The sequence below is a fragment of the Bradyrhizobium nivariense genome, from assembly GCF_029846695.2.
Taxonomy (GTDB): Bacteria; Pseudomonadota; Alphaproteobacteria; order Rhizobiales; family Xanthobacteraceae; genus Bradyrhizobium.
The window spans coordinates 104,559-120,560 of sequence record NZ_JARWCR020000010.1 but is presented as its reverse complement, the minus strand read 5'-3'; the positions used below and the strand labels follow the sequence as shown (position 1 = coordinate 120,560).

General features: G+C 60.8%; 15 protein-coding genes. 14 read left to right on the top strand and 1 reads right to left on the bottom strand.

The window, feature by feature from the left end; all coding sequences use genetic code 11:
* Window positions 1–38 precede the first annotated feature (38 nt).
* The 13 genes from cofE to QCM77_RS11135 all read left to right on the top strand — a co-directional run bounded on the left by cofE (window position 39) and on the right by QCM77_RS11135 (window position 13,454).
* A complete protein-coding gene (cofE, locus tag QCM77_RS11195) occupies window positions 39–803 on the top strand; it encodes a coenzyme F420-0:L-glutamate ligase (RefSeq protein ID WP_279683476.1) in 765 nt (254 codons plus the stop codon).
* Window positions 800–1,810 carry a 2-phospho-L-lactate transferase gene (gene cofD / locus QCM77_RS11190; RefSeq protein ID WP_279683474.1) on the top strand — a complete coding sequence of 337 codons (1,011 nt, stop codon included), beginning with the start codon at window positions 800–802 and terminating at the stop codon, window positions 1,808–1,810. The genes cofE and cofD overlap by 4 nt, the downstream gene beginning before the upstream one ends.
* Window positions 1,807–2,574, top strand: coding sequence for a 2-phospho-L-lactate guanylyltransferase (gene cofC, locus QCM77_RS11185; RefSeq protein WP_279683472.1), 768 nt, complete (start codon window positions 1,807–1,809; stop codon window positions 2,572–2,574). The genes cofD and cofC overlap by 4 nt, the downstream gene beginning before the upstream one ends.
* Window positions 2,575–2,585: 11 nt before the next feature.
* Complete coding sequence (cofH, locus tag QCM77_RS11180; protein ID WP_279683470.1) at window positions 2,586–5,042, top strand: 5-amino-6-(D-ribitylamino)uracil--L-tyrosine 4-hydroxyphenyl transferase CofH; 2,457 nt, start codon at window positions 2,586–2,588, stop codon at window positions 5,040–5,042.
* 113 nt (window positions 5,043–5,155) lie between these two features.
* Window positions 5,156–5,584: a hypothetical protein gene (locus QCM77_RS11175; RefSeq protein ID WP_279683468.1), complete on the top strand. Its 429-nt coding sequence runs from the start codon at window positions 5,156–5,158 to the stop codon at window positions 5,582–5,584.
* A 49-nt stretch (window positions 5,585–5,633) separates the two neighbouring features.
* Window positions 5,634–6,143, top strand: coding sequence for a YybH family protein (locus QCM77_RS11170; protein ID WP_279683465.1), 510 nt, complete (start codon window positions 5,634–5,636; stop codon window positions 6,141–6,143).
* Between the two features lie 235 nt (window positions 6,144–6,378).
* Complete coding sequence (locus QCM77_RS11165; protein ID WP_279683462.1) at window positions 6,379–7,164, top strand: alpha/beta fold hydrolase; 786 nt, start codon at window positions 6,379–6,381, stop codon at window positions 7,162–7,164.
* A gap of 2 nt (window positions 7,165–7,166) precedes the next feature.
* A complete protein-coding gene (locus tag QCM77_RS11160) occupies window positions 7,167–8,081 on the top strand; it encodes a DUF1028 domain-containing protein (protein ID WP_279683461.1) in 915 nt (304 codons plus the stop codon).
* A gap of 218 nt (window positions 8,082–8,299) precedes the next feature.
* Window positions 8,300–9,037, top strand: a complete 738-nt coding sequence (locus QCM77_RS11155) for a GntR family transcriptional regulator (RefSeq protein ID WP_279683459.1) — start codon at window positions 8,300–8,302, stop codon at window positions 9,035–9,037.
* Entirely contained in the window at window positions 9,034–9,822 is a 789-nt protein-coding gene (locus QCM77_RS11150) for an SDR family oxidoreductase (protein WP_279683457.1), read from the top strand. Before QCM77_RS11155 ends, QCM77_RS11150 begins: the two co-directional genes overlap by 4 nt.
* A gap of 21 nt (window positions 9,823–9,843) precedes the next feature.
* Window positions 9,844–10,722, top strand: a complete 879-nt coding sequence (locus QCM77_RS11145) for an SMP-30/gluconolactonase/LRE family protein (RefSeq protein ID WP_279683455.1) — start codon at window positions 9,844–9,846, stop codon at window positions 10,720–10,722.
* Between the two features lie 175 nt (window positions 10,723–10,897).
* A complete protein-coding gene (kce, locus tag QCM77_RS11140) occupies window positions 10,898–11,830 on the top strand; it encodes a 3,5-dioxohexanoate:acetyl-CoA acetone transferase (RefSeq protein ID WP_279683453.1) in 933 nt (310 codons plus the stop codon).
* 568 nt (window positions 11,831–12,398) lie between these two features.
* On the top strand, window positions 12,399–13,454 hold the full coding sequence (locus QCM77_RS11135; RefSeq protein WP_279683451.1) for an alpha/beta hydrolase family protein: 1,056 nt from the start codon (window positions 12,399–12,401) through the stop codon (window positions 13,452–13,454).
* A 70-nt stretch (window positions 13,455–13,524) separates the two neighbouring features.
* Here QCM77_RS11135 and QCM77_RS11130 read toward each other — a convergent pair whose 3' ends face one another.
* Entirely contained in the window at window positions 13,525–14,079 is a 555-nt protein-coding gene (locus QCM77_RS11130; RefSeq protein WP_279683449.1) for a MarR family winged helix-turn-helix transcriptional regulator, read from the bottom strand.
* 331 nt (window positions 14,080–14,410) lie between these two features.
* On the opposite strand from QCM77_RS11130, the gene QCM77_RS11125 reads away from it, so the two are divergent.
* Window positions 14,411–15,931 (top strand): porin, encoded by a 1,521-nt coding sequence (locus QCM77_RS11125; RefSeq protein WP_279683448.1) that lies wholly within the window; start codon window positions 14,411–14,413, stop codon window positions 15,929–15,931.
* The last annotated feature ends 71 nt before the right edge of the window (window positions 15,932–16,002 follow it).

Here is a 16,002-nt window from a genome sequence, read left to right as displayed (position 1 = left end):
ATTCGGGACATGGGCGCCGAAGGAAGGAAGAGCTCGCGATGACGAGGAGCATCACATACACCGCCCTTCCGGGAATTCCTTTAATGGGCCCGGGCGACGATCTGGTTGGTGTCATTGCGGCTGGCGTGATGAGCGCGGAAATCGCCGTCGCGTCAGGTGATATCTTCGTCATCGCACAAAAAATCGTGTCGAAGGCGGAAAACAGGTACGTCTATCTTGACGATGTGAACCCTTCCGACCGCGCGATCGAGCTTGCAAAGACCGTCGGCAAGGATCCCCGGCACATTGAGGTAGTGCTCTCGGAATCCACCGAGGTCCTGCGCGCAAGGCAGAACGTGATCATCGTTGTCCACCACCTTGGCTTCGTGATGGCGAACGCCGGGATCGATGAATCCAACATCGAGCAGGATCGCGGTCATCGCGTATTGTTGCTGCCGGAAGATCCGGATGAGAGCTGCCAGCGCCTGAAGGCCGGCCTCGATCGGCGGTTCGGTGTCGATGCCGGCGTCATCATAAACGACAGCTTTGGGCGCCCCTGGCGCAACGGCGTCGTTGGCGTGGCGCTCGGAAGTGCTGGTCTTCCTGCCCTTCAGAGCATGATCGGCGAGCCCGATCTGTTCGGGCGGCCCATGCAGGTGACGGAGATCGCCGTCGCGGATGAGCTGGCAGCCGCCGCCTCGCTCGTGATGGGACAGGCGGCCGAAGGCCAACCTGTCATCCATGTCCGTGGATTCTCCTCTCGGGCCCCAATCAATTCGGCGTCCGCGCTCCTGCGTGCGAAAGAACGGGACATGTTCAGATGAACGGGCGGTCAAAGTTTGTGCCTACGGAAGGTCGCGTACTGGCACTCTGCGGGGGCGTCGGAGGGGCAAAGCTTGCTACTGGATTGCAGCACATGCTCGGAGAGAGACTGACCGTGGTCGTCAACGTGGCCGACGATTTCGAGCATCTCGGACTCCATATCTCGCCTGACCTGGACACAGTCCTTTATACGCTCGCAGGTCTCAGCGACCCGCAGCGCGGTTGGGGCCGATCCGATGAGACCTGGAACTTCATGGAGGCTTTGAAGGAAATCGGCGGCGAGACCTGGTTCTTGCTCGGCGATCGCGACATGGCGATGCATGTGGAGCGGACCCGCCGTCGCTTAAGCGGTGAAAGTCTCACAGCCATTGCCATCGATATTGCGCGCCGGCTCGGTATTCGTTCAGCCGTGCTGCCCGTCACCAACGACAAGCTTTCCACCATTATCGACAGCACGGAGGGCGAACTCGAATTCCAGCGCTATTTTGTCGGACGTCGCTGCGAACCGGTTGTCAAGCAGATCCGGTTCAGCGGAGCGCAAAACGCTTGCCTGAGCGAGCAGGTGCTTGCGTCACTCGACGCCGAGGATCTCCATCTTATCATCATATGCCCTTCCAATCCCTATCTCAGCGTCGATCCGATCCTGGCTGTTCCTGGGATGGTCGAAAAGCTGCGTGCGACCAGCGTTCCCGTTGTGGCCATTTCCCCAATTATCGGCGGTCAGGCAATCAAAGGGCCGACGCGCAAGATCATGGACGAACTTGGCCTCGAGCCGTCAAATGCGGAGATTTCCAGACATTATGCAGGGCTGCTCGATGGTCTCGTCATAGACATCGCCGATGTCGCAGGGGCGGGCGATCTTGCGGTTGATGTACACCCGGCACCTACGATCATGACAGACTTGCAGTCGAAGATCACGCTCGCCGAGCATGCGCTTGCCTTCGGCGAGAGCCTTCGCGCAACGCACAAACGGCGGATCAGGCCCCCTTCGAAACGAGGCGCATCATGACAAGACGTAATGCATGGCTGATCATTCCGGCAAAATCGTTCTCGTGCGCGAAGCAGCGGCTCTCGCCATTGCTGACGCCATCCGAGCGCGCCCTGTTGGCCCGATCGATGCTGGCCGACGTTCTGAGCGCGGCATGCGGCGTGATGAAACTGAACCATGTCGCTGTGGTCACCAGTGCTGAGGATGTCGCTCAAGAGGCGACTCGTCTGGGGGCTCTCGTGATTGATGACGCCGGTGCGGACGGAACCAATGCTGCAGTGGCAGCCGGGCTCGCCGCCATCGAAAGTCGTGGAGGCGAACTCATCCTCGTTCTGCCGAGCGATGTTCCGGCAATCTTGAGTGAGGACGTTTCAACGCTTCTTCAAGCCGCACAAGGCGACGCCGTGGTGATCGTGCCGGCGCCGCGCGATGGCGGCACCAACGCGGTTGCGTTCACCTTGGCGCGACCATTACAGCCGTGTTTCGGCCCCGACAGCTTTGCCCGCCACATCGCCGCAGCCGATCGCCTCGGCATCGAGCCCATCTTGTGCCGCAATGCAAGGATTGGGCTTGATCTCGATGCTCCCGCCGATCTCTTTGATTTTCTTGACCTGAACACGACCACAGCCACCGATCGCTATTTGCGTTCGATCGATCTGGCGCAAAGGCTGCTCGGGGAAAGCGCCGGCCACAGCGGGCGCACAAGCGTCGATGCGGCGCACGAAGTGTGCTCGAAACTGGTTGTCCAAAATGGGGAGAGCTCCGCCGGACTGCGCGGAGCGTGAGGAGCCTGAGAATGGTGGATCGGATGTTCCTGGAATCGCTGAGACGAAGTGACATTTCCGCTTCCGAGGCCCTGTCTCTCGTCAGCGACGTGTCCCTTCACGATCTCATGCGGATGGCGGCATCAAAGCGGGATGAGGCCCACGGCAGAAAGATCTCCTACTCGCGCAAGGTCTTCATTCCGCTTACGCAGTTATGCCGGGATGTCTGCCACTACTGCACATTCGCCCATCCTCCCCAAAAAGGGCAGCGCGCCTACCTCACGATAGATGAGGTGCTGGCGATCGCGCGTGCCGGTCGCGAGGCCGGCTGCAAGGAGGCGCTGTTTACGCTCGGTGACAAGCCTGAGCTGCGCTACCGCCAGGCCGAGCGTGAACTGCACGAGATGGGCTTTGCATCGACCCTCGCTTACCTCAAGGAAGCCGCGCGCTTGGTTTTCTGCGAGACTGGCCTGTTGCCGCATCTCAATCCAGGCCTGATGGAGGCCGATGATATCGGGGCCTTGCGCAAAGTCTCCATCTCGCAAGGGATCATGCTCGAGAGCGCCTCCGCAAGGCTGTGCGGGCCCGGGGGCCCGCATTTCGGTTCACCTGACAAGGACCCTGCAAAGCGGCTACGGATGATTGAACTCGCTGGCCAGCTCTCTGTGCCCTTCACGACCGGATTGCTGGTCGGTATCGGCGAGACGCCGCTTGAACGCATCTCCTCGCTGCTTGCATTGCGCAATCTGGACGGACGCTACGGGCATATTCAGGAACTCATTATCCAGAACTTCAAGCCGAAGCCGGATACCCGCATGAGGCACGCGCCGGCGCCAACAATGGAAGACCATCTGTGGACCATTGCGCTCACGCGATTGCTGTTCCGGTCTGATATGAACATCCAGGCGCCGCCCAATCTCAGCCCGGGCGTACTGGACATGATCTTGGCCGCTGGCATCAATGATTGGGGCGGCGTGTCCCCGGTGACACCGGACCATGTCAATCCCGAGGCGCCTTGGCCGCATCTCGCACGTCTTTCCGAGTCCACCGCTAAATGCAGCAAGACGCTCGTTGAACGCCTCGCAGTCTATCCGGCCTATGCGCGTCAATATGCACGCTGGACTGACACATCGCTGCAGAAGAGCCTGCTCGGCCTCGTCGACGGAAATGGCTGGCCGCGTCGGGACGAATGGTGCCCTGGAACCAGGTGCGATCCGCCTGCCGGCGAGCTGGCGATGCTGTGTGAAGAAACCAACTTGCCCGCCGTCTTAACCGGCAGGTTTCGAAGAATTATCGCGAAGGCTCAATCTGGGACACGACTCGAAGAAGCAGAGATCGTGTCACTGTTCGAGGCCGAGGAGCGCGATTTCACGGCCGTGTGCCGCGCTGCTGATGAGCTGCGCCGGTCCATCAATGGCGATGCCGTTAGCTATGTCGTCAACCGCAACATCAACTACACCAATATCTGCTACTTCAGGTGCCAGTTCTGCGCGTTCTCGAAGGGGAAACTCGCCGAGAACTTGCGCGGGCGGCCGTATGATATTTCGATGGATGAGATCGGGCGGCGCGCCCGCGAAGCCTGGGAGCGCGGCGCCACCGAGGTCTGCATGCAGGGGGGCATCCATCCCGCCTACACCGGCGCGAAGTATCTTGAGATTTGCCGGTCCGTAAAGCAGGTCACGCCGGACATGCATATCCATGCCTTCTCGCCGCTCGAGGTGTTCCAAGGCGCCAAGACGCTCGGGAGTTCGGTCGATGAATTTCTGCGCGAGTTGAAGAACGCCGGTCTTGGCACATTGCCTGGGACGGCTGCAGAAATCCTGGACGACGAGGTCCGCGCGATTCTGTGTCCCGACAAGATCAACACCGCGCAATGGCTGCAGATCATGGCAGCGGCGCATAGAGTGGGATTGCGCAGCACCGCGACGATCATGTTCGGCCATGTTGACCGTTACGAGCATTGGGCAAGACATCTGTTGCGCATCCGGGATGTTCAGGCCGAGACCGGTGGCTTCACTGAATTTGTCCCATTGCCGTTCGTCCACATGGAAGCCCCGATCTACTTGAAAGGGCGATCGCGCAAGGGGCCGACCTTCCGCGAAGTCGTTCTCATGCATGCGATCGGACGGCTTGTCTTCCACACGAAGATCTCCAACATCCAGACGTCTTGGGTGAAGCTCGGCGAAAAAGGCATTCGCGCCTGCCTTGAGGCTGGCGTGAATGATCTCGGCGGCACGCTCATGGACGAGACGATCTCGCGTTCAGCCGGTGCCCAGCACGGCCACGAGATGGCTCCAAAGCAAATGGAAGAGCTCATCCGTGCGATGGCGCGCCTGCCGCGCCAACGTACGACACTGTATGGCGATGTTGCTGATGATCGTTATCTCGCCTCGCTGGACCCGCCAGAGCTCAAACCGATTGTTACTGGACTGGACGACGACGGCGGTGGGGGAGGCGTTGCAGGGCCCCCTGCTCTTGAGATGACCTAGCGGGAGCGCGGACGTCCCGAGCGAACTTCAAGCGATGCCAATGCGCCGCCGCGGAGGCTTGACAAAGATTGTGATTTGTGATCACATATCGTAGATATAGGAGGAAGCCCGGAGTGAGCCGCATCATCGCGCCAGTGCACGCTTTCGGCTGGGCCTTGATCGCCCAACAAGGGTCGATCGGCCAGCACTTCGCGCTGTCTTTGGGCGTGGCACTCCACTCAAGCTTGATCCGGGCGGGCGGCGCCCTGTGCCGCAAGGCTCATTGGATCAACTATTCCGCTGGCTTTGAGTTGGTGGCTCTGCCTTGCGCGTCGTCGCAGTGCACCGTTGGCGCGATCGATCTCAGTCGATCACGAGGAGCAGGAGCATCGTCCCGCTTTAGCTCGCGCGATTTCGCGTTTTTCGGCGTGCGCACTCAGCCGAACCGCTCAGAACTGCTGTCCAGACACCCTGCCGGTGGCCAAGGCCGCGGGAGCGGATCCAGCAAGCACGAGAATCTGCCCTGGTTTTTAGACCAGAGGCCGATGAGGTCGCCGATCTGAGGGGGATCCCCGGCGACCAATTTCACGACCACACCACCCAGGAGCATTCATGCCGACCGTAGATGAAGACCGAGAAGCCATTTTGAAAGTGCACCGCGACTGGTGGGCCGCCAATTACAAGTGGGATATCCCCTTGATGCGAACTTGCTTTCCGAGTGGCGCGGCGTTCTTGAATTTCAACCTCAGCGGTGATCCGTACTTCGGGCGGGAAGAGCTGACCGCCTTCTGGGACTGGTTCAAGGACACGCCACGATCCAAGCCCGCGGTCATGCACATCTGGCGTCAGGATGTCCGTGGCGACATGGCTTACCTGCTTTGCGAAGGCAACTTCGAGACCGCCGAGAAACCGGACCAGTACCTGCGCAGCACCGAGATCTACGTGCGCAATGACGGGGAGGGAAAGCCGGAGTGGAAGATCTGGCACTTCCACTGCTCGGAGATGGCCCCGCAGGACAAGATTCGGCAGCCGTTCGGCGATAGCTATGCCAGCCGCGGTGTGGGTTATCTGCCGCCCAGTTTCGGCAAGAGCTTCTCTGTCACGGACGATCAAAAGCCGTAACCCGAAAGCGAGCGCCCTGTCGGGCTGGCAGGGCATCCTACTTCCGGCGGGACGGACTGATCCCGCCGGTGCTGCGAAAACATACAGAGCCGAAATTCCAGCTGAAGTCGCTGTCCGGCGTGCCCGCCCGGAAGCGGACGGACTTCCGATGCTTGAGCCTGGCTGCAATCGAAGAGCGATTCCAAAAATTGAGCGTCCTTTCGGCCGTTCAGGACACCGTGCCCGAGGAGGATTCATGAGGCGGCTCACGATCAAGCGACCAGTCGGAACGATTGCCGTCTCTTACCACGGCGAGACCGATGCGAGCAGGCCGCCAATCCTGTTCGTGCATCCCATCAATCTTCAGGGCGCGGCGTGGGCCGAGGTGGTACCGGCGTTTGCCGACCGGTTCACGATCGTCCCTGACCTGCGTGGATTCGGTGACTCGCCGCCGGCCGAACAGTACGACCTTGCGCGTTGGGCGCAGGACTGTATCGACGCCGTCGACCGGGCGGGCGTCGACCGCTTCCACACCATCGGCGGTTCACTCGGTGGAGCGATTTCGCTCTATCTTGCAGCCGCCGAACCCAAACGGGTCATCTCAGTTGTTGCGGTAGGCAGTCAGCTTTACTCGCGAGATCCTGACAATGCGGCCGTGCTATCCACCCTCGAACATCACACCGTCACCGAGATGTTTGAGCTCATCCTGCCGAAATATGCGCTGGGTCCAAACGTCTCCGCCGAGGTGGTGGCCAAGACCATGGCACTGCGCAATCCGAACGGAAAGGACGACATCCGTCGCGTGTGGCGAGCGGCCTGCGCGGCCGATATCCGCGCACAGGTGGCTAGCGTCAGCTGTCCCGTGACGGTTCTGACCGGCGAGTTCGACCTTACCTGCACTCCCGCGGCCGGCGCAGAAATGGCAGCCTCGCTGCACGCTCCGCACGTTGTCCTGCCAGGCATCGGTCATCTGCCGATGCTGGAGGATCCGCCTGCTTTGATCGCTGCGATCAAGGCGCACCTCAAGCGCGTGGAGTTCTGAAGATGACATACTCGATTGTCGCCAGAGACCCGATCACCGGCGAATTGGGTGTGGCCAGCCAGTCGCATTATTTTGCCCTCGGGCGCGTTGTGACGTTTGCGCGAGCCGGCGTTGGTGCTGTTGCGACCCAGTCCTTCGTTGATCCAGCTTACGGGCCGAATGGGCTGGATCTCATGGCCTCCGGCGCATCGGCGGCGACGGCGCTCGCGAATCTGCTCGCAAAGGACGTAGAGCGAGAACTGCGTCAGGTCGCCTTCCTCGATGCCGCCGGCGGCAAAGCCATGTTCACTGGCGAACGCTGTGTTCCCTGCCGCGCTCAGCTCGAGGCCAATAACGTTGTGGTGTTGGGAAATATGCTCGCCAGCGACGGCGTCGTTCCAGCCATGCTGGCAGCGTACGAGAATGCTGCCGGTCCGCTCGTCGATCGTATGCTCGCGGCGATGGACGCAGGTGAGGCCGCGGGGGGTGACGCCCGTGGCCGGATGTCGGCTGCACTTCTCGTGGTCTCCGCAGACGCCGGTTCCGCGCCTTGGGCTAACCGCCTCATCGACGTGCGAGTTGACGACCATCCTGACCCGCTCGCCGAATTGCGCAGGCTCGCCAAGCTCTCTCACGCACACACGATTTTCGGTGCGTCTGTCTTCACACGCGGGCTGCTCTCGCGCGAAGCGGCAGCGACAGGTCCGCGGCTTGCAGAGGCAGTACGCATGCTCACGGATGCTCAAGGTTTGATCGGCGCTGACCCCGAGCCAACCTTCTGGAAGGGCGTGCTGCTGATCCGTGCCGGCGAGATTGCCCCAGGGAAGAGACTCGTTGCCGCCATCGTCGCGGCGCGACCGCAGTACCGGACCCTCGTGGACGGCCTGCACGCAGTCGGCATCCTTCAGCTGTCATCGCACGAATTCCTCGGTGCGTGAAGAGCCCAACGTTCTTGCCGTCTGTTTGCGGCACTTTGCTGCCGAAGGGTCCCGGCGGCCAGCACGCACCACGCTCAATCCGAGCCGGTCGACAACACAACGCCACTGCCACACCGCGCGATTCGGAATCTCGATGACCACACAGACTTTGCCCCTCGCACCGGCCCCTTGACGGCATTTCCACATTGTGATCACATATCTCATATAGGGAGGGAACTTTGGAGACGAGCAATCCCGTTGCCTTGCTGCCATTGCCCATCGCCCGGGGCTCGATGGCGGATCAGGTTTACCGCCATTTGAGAGACGGCCTGATGGCCGGTCGCTTTGCGCCGGGTCAGCGGCTGATGATCCGCGGCCTGGCCGAGGCGCTGGGCTCAAGCCCGACGCCGGTACGCGAGGCGCTTCGCCGGCTGCAGGCCGACGGAGCCTTCGAATTCAGCGGTTCGGCGCGGCTGAGCGTTGGGCAGCTGTCCGAGGCGCAGCTGCGGGATGTGCGCGATGCGCGCGTGGCGCTCGAGGGGCTGCTGGCCGAGCGCGCAGCCTCGCGTATGACGCGCGTCGATGATGCCGAGGTGACGCAACTCTACCGTCGGCTTCAGGCAGCCGCTGATGCAGTCGACGGGCCCGCTTATCTATGGACCAACTTCGCCTTTCACCGGCGGATCTACCAGGTCGCGCACGCCTCGATGATTCTCGGTGCCGTCGAGAATTTTTGGCTGCTCATTGGTCCATGCTTCGTGCTCGTTGCACCCGATGCCGTCCACCTGCAGCGTTCCATGGACGCACACCGCCAGATCCTCGATGCTCTCTTGGACCGCGATGCGCCCGCCGCCCGCGCCGCCGTGACCGACGACATCATGCAGGCCGCCAATTGTCTGTCTCGCATTCTCGACAAAGCGGGCAGGGAGCGCTCCGTGGCCGTTCCGAGACGCAGGCGGGGACGTATACCGGCATGAGCGTGCTGCAGCGTCTTGTGCCACATCCCGAGCTGCGCGTCCTGATCTCGGCAGGCGCGTCCGGCATTGGCGCCGCGCTTGCCGATGCTTTCATTGAGGCCGGTGCGCATGTGCATATCTGCGACATCAACGACGATGCGCTTGCAGCCTTCCGCGATCGGAATCCAAAGGTGCTTGCCACAAAGGCCGACGTGTCGGATCGCGAGGCCGTCGCCGCCGTCTTTCTTGCACAGGCTGCGCGTTGGCGTGGGCTCGACGTGCTCATCAACAATGCGGGCATTGCCGGACCGACCGGCGGAATCGATACCATTGCAGAGTTCGACTGGCAGCAAACGATCGATATCAATCTCAACGCGCAGTACCGCTTCGCCCATCATGCGGTCCCGATGCTTCGCCAATCGCGCTATGGGCAAATTCTCTGCATGGCCTCCGTTGCCGGCCGGCTCGGCTACGCCTGGCGTACCCCGTACGCCGCAACGAAATGGGCCATTGTCGGGCTCGTCAAATCGCTTGCCGCCGAACTCGGTCCCGACGACATCCGCGTCAACGCGCTTTTGCCCGGCATCGTCGAGGGCCCCCGCATGGAAGGCGTGATCCGCGCGCGCGCCGAGCAGCTCCATACCAGCTATGAGGCAATGCGCCAGGAATACCTCGAGAAGATCTCGCTGCGTCGCATGGTGACGGCCGAGGACGTTGCGGCGATGGCCTTATTTCTCTGCTCGCCAGGTGGACGCAATGTGACCGGGCAGGCGATCAGCATTGACGGGAACGTGGAATATCTGTGAACCGTAAGAACGGGGGATGACTTGAAGATCGAGATCGTGGCGGATCTGAAGACGACGCTTGGCGAGGGCCCGCTTTGGGACGCGGAGCAGCAGCGTCTGTACTGGATAGACAGCATCGATGGCCGCGTTTTTCGCGCGACAGAAGATGGACGCGAGCTTCGCGCCTGGGATGTCGGGGCGAAGATCGGCTCGATGGCGCTGCGTCGCGAGGGTACGCATGCGCTCGTCGCGCTGCAATCGGGCGTGCATGATCTCGATCTGCAGAGCGGCGAGCTGAAGCTGATCGCGGCACCCGAGACACATCTTCCGCGCAATCGGTTGAACGACGGCAAGGTCGATCGCCGCGGGCGTTTCCTATTCGGCTCCATGGATATGCTGGAGGACGAAGCCTCCGGCCGCCTCTACCGGCTCGATCCCGATCTCTCGCTGCACATCCTGGACGAGAAGATCATCGTCTCCAATGGCCCGTGCTGGAGCCCGGACGACCGGACCTTCTATTTCGCCGACACCTGGACGGGAGAGATCTGGGCCTACGACTATGACATCGAGACCGGTGCTGCCACGAAGCGGCGCCGTTTCGCGCCAGTGGATCGCTCAAATGGCGGTGCTGCGGACGGCGCTACCGTTGATGCAGAGGGGTTCCTTTGGCAGGCGCTCGTCTACGACGGAAAGCTCGTGCGCTACGCGCCCGACGGCAGCGTTGAGCGCATTATCGAGATGCCAGTGCGCAAGGTGACCAGCGTGATGTTCGGTGGTCCTAACCTCGACATTCTGTACGTAACTTCCATGGCGAAGCCGCCCTTGCCGCGATTTCCCGATGATGGGCAGCAGCGCGGGGCCCTATTTGCCATCAAGGGGCTTGGCGTCAGTGGAATCCCGGAGCCGCGGTTCGGGAGCTGATCTGCCAAAAGCTGCTTCATCATCAAGGCGCAGGCGAGAGAGCTCCACGGTCCGAAAAGCGCGGTGGCACTCCTGATCCTGGCGGCTGTCCCGCCACTTGCGGGCGATAGACCTTCAAAGCCGAAAAGACCGCGGCCGCCCCTTACGATTACCGATTTGCTCTGGAGGTTTTTACATGGCCAAGACCGGCAAAGTCATTCTCACCTGCGCGCTGACCGGCGCGATCCACACGCCTTCAATGTCCGAGCACCTTCCGGTCACAGCCGAGGAGATCATCGAAGAGGGAGTGCGAGCTGCAGAAGCGGGAGCTGCGATCCTGCATGTGCACGCACGCAACCCCAAGACTGGTCAGCCGGACCAATCGGTCGAGGGATTTGCGAAGATTCTGCCGGATTTGAGCCGCAGGTCGCAGGCCGTGATTAACATTACGACCGGTGGCAGCCCATTCATGACCGTTGCCGAACGCGTAGAGCCCGCCCGGCATTTCCGGCCTGAGCTCGCCTCACTCAACATGGGGTCCTTCAATTTCGGCCTGTTCCCGATGCTCGAGCGCTATCACGAGTTCACCCATCAGTGGGAACGCGAGCACCTGGAGTCTTCACGCAACCTCGTTTTCCGCAACACCTTCGCCGAGATCGAGCAGGTCCTCGCCCTCTGCGCGCCGGGAGGCACGCGATTTGAATTCGAGTGCTACGATGTGGGCCATCTCTATAATCTCAAGTATTTTGTCGACCGCGGCCTCGTCCGGCCGCCGTTCTTCATCCAGTCCGTGTTCGGCCTGCTCGGCGGGATCGGCGCGCATTACGAGGATATCGCCACCATGCGCCGCACGGCCGAGCGGCTGTTCGGCAACGATTATGTCTGGTCGGTGCTTGGCGCCGGCGCCGCGCAGATGCGCATAGGCGCCATGGCCGCCGCGATGGGCGGCAATATCCGCGTGGGACTCGAGGACAGTCTTTGGGCAGGGCCCGGCAAGCTCGCCGCCTCCAGCGCCGAGCAAGTGGGGCTGGCCCGCTCGATCCTGAAAGGAATAGGCCTGGAGGTGGCGACGCCGGAGGAGGCTCGCGCCATGCTGAAGCTGAAAGGCACCAGCGATGTCGGCTTTTAATCGTGCGATCTGCGCGGCAAGTCCAACGCGAATAAGGACGGTTCCAGCTCAGAAGACAAGTGAGTGACCGATGAACGGCGACGACGATAACGGGAGAGTTCTGTGAAGCGTCATCGCTGCTTGATCGTGTCTGGTCGACTACCCGTGCCCACGTACGATGCCGTCACTTACGGTCAGCCGAGCATGTCGAACACGCAATGGTCTCACGTCGCACAGGGCGGCCCAACGGCGGTTCGATCTGGCCAAGCGGTCTCATGGTCGTGTTTTCCGGTCGGATCACGAGCGAAAATGACATCGTAAGCGCGCGCTGCACCATATGACACATCGTCACGTGTCGATTCAGCGCCCGGACGAAAAAGGGTGATCGACCGCCAAGAACAGAGGCGTTCGGTGCGGCTTAACAGGGAGGGGCAGGTTGATGCATAGGCAGGCGAAAAGTGTCCACTGCTCGCCCAGATATGACGCGGGCGGCTGGACCCACTGGCCGGATTATGAGGTGGAGAGCACCCAGCTGAGACGCCTGCTGGGCGATGCCCAAGAGGGGGCAAGCTTCGTGTCCGAGTGCCTCATGGTTGCGGGCAAGATCGTTGTCGGCGACGACGAGAGCTGGATTAGTGAGTGGCGGGCCTTAGCCGATTGTATCGCAAGGCGCGCGCGCCTCTCGAGCGCAGATGGCCACTCCGCGACGGCAAGGAACGAATGGCTGCGCGCCTTGAACTATTATCGCACGGCATCCACCTTTCTGGTTTCGAGCGATCCGAGAATTCTCGAACTGTCTCGCATTGCCCAATCATGTGCCGCTGCCTTCCTGGAACTGCTGTCTCCACGTGGAGAAGTGCTGGAGATCTGCGTCGGGAGCAATCTGCTCCAAGGCTATCTCATTCGTTCATCCGCCGTGCCTCGCAAGTCTCCGGTGATCGTGGCCATTGGACATGAAAGAGATACCAAGGAAGACCTCTTGGTGAGATTTCAGTCTCACGCCATTGCGAGCGGCGTGTCGTTGCTCGTCGTCGACCTGCCGCAAGAGATCGAGTGCTTTCAGGATCGACATGTCCATCATCAAAGTATGGTCCTACGCTACTGGCTGGACTATCTGCTGAGCCGCGATGACGTTGATGGGAGGCGAATCGCCTTGATTGGCGATGGTCTTGGAGGAGCTCTTGCCACGCGCGTGGCAGCAACCGAAACGACGTTGGCGGCCGCCGTTTGCGACGGAGGATTTTGGGATGATCTCGAGCAGAGGTATGTCGCCGCCAGCTTGTTCGGTTCAGGCACAAGATTGTCGCCGCCCTACAAGCTTGCGCGCCAAATCAAGTGTCCGTGCTTGGTCGTCATGGGTGAGCATGACTACGCCAAGGAGGAGGATATCACTGCCTTGCACGAGCACTGTCGCGCAGCCGGCGTGCCGATGGACCTGAAGATTTTCAAGGACGAGGAGACCGGGTCATCGCACCGGCAACTCGACAATCCGAGCATTGGTCGGCAGTTTATCTTCGATTGGCTAACAGACAAGCTGCGCGTGGAACGAAAGGAAAAGACGCTTACCATTCCAGCGCGAAAAAGCTGCGTGAAGAACCCTCGGCAGATCGCAGTCGACGACACTCGCACTGCATCGAGGGCCTAGAGCGCGAATACGATTGGAATCAATCGCTCTCGCGCTCCAACCAAAGGGCGTTGCACCAGTGCTCAGTTGCTCACACGTCAGGCTTGCTTGCATCCAGCTCGAGCTGAAGGGCCGCTTTCTCCATCCTGCGCTTGATGGTCGAAAGCACTTCTCTGAAATCTTCCAGTCTTTCGTGGCCGAGATCTGCAAAGATCGCCTCATCCAGCTTTCTGCGCTTGGCTGCAAGGCTTGTAATCGCCTTACGTGCCTTTTCGGTCAGCGACATTAAAACGACCCGGCCATCCGCCGGAGAGGCGGTGCGAGATACGAAGCCCCCTTTCTCCAGCATCTTGGTCTCTGCTGTCACGAACGGTGAGCGGACGTTGATCTTCGCAGACACATCCCCGACGGACACGCCCGCTCCCTGATCCAGATCGGCAATCGCCATCAGGATCAGCCATTGAGGGCCGCTGACGCCAAGCGCCTTTGCCCAGGTACGCCGGATGTCCTCCAGATGTACATTGATGGCCGCGACGTCCCAACCGACTTCTCCTATGATTCGGTCCGACGAAGCGGTCTGTTTGCTTGTCCTTTGACCTTTCGCACTGGGCGAGGGCTGCTGCCGGGTCGTATCTCGGGGCGTCATCCGAGACCTCCTCTTCATTAGTTCGCTAACTTACCTAACCCGATTTGAAAGACACGGCAATCATGGGGATGCGGTTGGTGTTGCTCGAATGTCACGACTCTCTCTCGATTTAAAGTTTCGGTAGATTATATCAGTTGCATATATAAGTAACTTATATAATGTCCAGGCCGTGACGGAGGCCGACCCTCGGTCGCACGTCAAGCAGATCGATCCATTCGCGCGTGGCGAAGACGTCGAGGCGCGCGAGACGAGAAGCAACAGTTGTGAACTTGGGATCATTCTCCGGTGACCGCCCCCAAAGGGCCGCCGCAGAAAATGTTGGAGGGCTCTTATGAAGACGTTTAACCGAATGCTCTGCGGTTCGGCCGCTGTACTCACCATGGTAAGTCATGCACAGGGCGCCGACCTGCCGGCCAAGGCAAGGCCGGTCGAATACGTGAAGGTCTGCTCTCTCTATGGCGTCGGGTTCTACTACATTCCTGGCACCGACACCTGCGTCAAGCTCGGAGGTTACCTGCGCGTTGATGCGGCGTTGAACACCAACTCGATCTACACGCAAGGCGCGGTGAATGGTGCGCCCGGAGCGGGCAATCGTCTGCGCAACTACTACTCCACCAATGCTCGTGAAGATCTAACGATCGATACCCGCACCGCGACCCAATACGGCATGCTTCGCACCTTCTTCGATGGCGTGTTCGATTGGGGCTCGGGTGGCTATACCGGTGCCGGCACGAGCGCGACTAACGGCTCGACAATTTACGGCGGAACTGGCGTCGCCAGTGGTTCGGTTGGTGTCTATCTGGCCTTCATCCAGTTCGCCGGGTTCACGATGGGCAAGACCATCTCCCAGTTCTCGACGCCCTGGATCAACTACCCCTCGAACAACTTCGACGGTCTGCCGGGCGGCGGTGGTGCGGTTACCGGTGTGAATCAATTCACGTACACGGCTGACTTCGGCCAGGGTATCACGGCTTCGTTCTCCGCGCAGGATCAGGTCCAGTACTACACGACCAACATCTGGAACGTCAGCGGCGCGACAGTGGCAGGTCTTGCAACAGGTGCGTACGGTGCCAAGGACATTGCCGGTGCAAGCTCTCCCGACCTTGTCGCCATGCTTCGCGTCGATCAGGCTTGGGGCCTGTTCCAGGCCTCAGTCGCAGCGCATGACAATCACGCCGCCTATTACGGCGCTGATGAAACGACCGGTCATGCAGGCGACAAGTGGGGCTGGGCCGGTCAATTGGCCCTCTCGATCAAGAACCTCCCGACCGGGCCGGGTGACACGATCAACGTACAGGCCGTGTATACCTATGGCGCAAGCCGCTACAATTTCCAGGATCTTGTGCCCACGAGCTACGCGATGTACGGAGGCTCGGGCCTCGCGGGGGCCTACCAGAGCGTTGGCCTTGCGGGTCTCGCTGACTCGGTGTTCGTGACCGGCTCCGGTCAGGAGCTGACCACAACCTACGGCTTCCGTGGCGGCTATACCCATAATTGGGATCCTTACTGGAACACTGGCATCTATGGAGCCTGGGCTGCTGCTCGATACAATGGCACGGCGAAAAATTATATCTGCGGTGCGTTCGTCGCGGGCGTTGCGCTCTCGAGTGGCGCGACCGGCTGCAACCCGGACTTCAACTATGCCGTCGCCGGCGTGATCACGCGCTGGACCCCGGTCAAGAACCTGACCTTCTCTGCCGATCTGGCCTATAGCATGCTCGACCAGAAATACGCCGCCGGCAGCACAGTGGTTTTACCGGCGCAGACGGGTATCGCGAAGCCCGGTGCTACCTACGAGCTGAAGGATCAGAGCACGCTAAGCTTGCTCCTGCGAGCTCAGCGTAATTGGTGATCCGCTTCAACAACGAGCAGGAAGGAGAAAAGGAAGGCTTTTAGAACCGACTTTGGCCTCCAAGAGACCTC

Excerpts from the sequence above, each read along its gene's own strand:
- cofE (WP_279683476.1), top strand. The coding sequence starts at position 39 with ATGACGAGGAGCATCACATACACCGCCCTTCCGGGAATTCCTTTAATG.
- cofD (WP_279683474.1), top strand. The coding sequence starts at position 800 with ATGAACGGGCGGTCAAAGTTTGTGCCTACGGAAGGTCGCGTACTGGCA.
- cofC (WP_279683472.1), top strand. The coding sequence starts at position 1,807 with ATGACAAGACGTAATGCATGGCTGATCATTCCGGCAAAATCGTTCTCG.
- cofH (WP_279683470.1), top strand. The coding sequence starts at position 2,586 with ATGGTGGATCGGATGTTCCTGGAATCGCTGAGACGAAGTGACATTTCC.
- QCM77_RS11170 (WP_279683465.1), top strand. The coding sequence starts at position 5,634 with ATGCCGACCGTAGATGAAGACCGAGAAGCCATTTTGAAAGTGCACCGC.
- QCM77_RS11165 (WP_279683462.1), top strand. The coding sequence starts at position 6,379 with ATGAGGCGGCTCACGATCAAGCGACCAGTCGGAACGATTGCCGTCTCT.
- QCM77_RS11160 (WP_279683461.1), top strand. The coding sequence starts at position 7,167 with ATGACATACTCGATTGTCGCCAGAGACCCGATCACCGGCGAATTGGGT.
- QCM77_RS11150 (WP_279683457.1), top strand. The coding sequence starts at position 9,034 with ATGAGCGTGCTGCAGCGTCTTGTGCCACATCCCGAGCTGCGCGTCCTG.
- kce (WP_279683453.1), top strand. The coding sequence starts at position 10,898 with ATGGCCAAGACCGGCAAAGTCATTCTCACCTGCGCGCTGACCGGCGCG.
- QCM77_RS11135 (WP_279683451.1), top strand. The coding sequence starts at position 12,399 with ATGGTTGCGGGCAAGATCGTTGTCGGCGACGACGAGAGCTGGATTAGT.
- QCM77_RS11130 (WP_279683449.1), bottom strand. The coding sequence starts at position 14,079 with ATGACGCCCCGAGATACGACCCGGCAGCAGCCCTCGCCCAGTGCGAAA.
- QCM77_RS11125 (WP_279683448.1), top strand. The coding sequence starts at position 14,411 with ATGAAGACGTTTAACCGAATGCTCTGCGGTTCGGCCGCTGTACTCACC.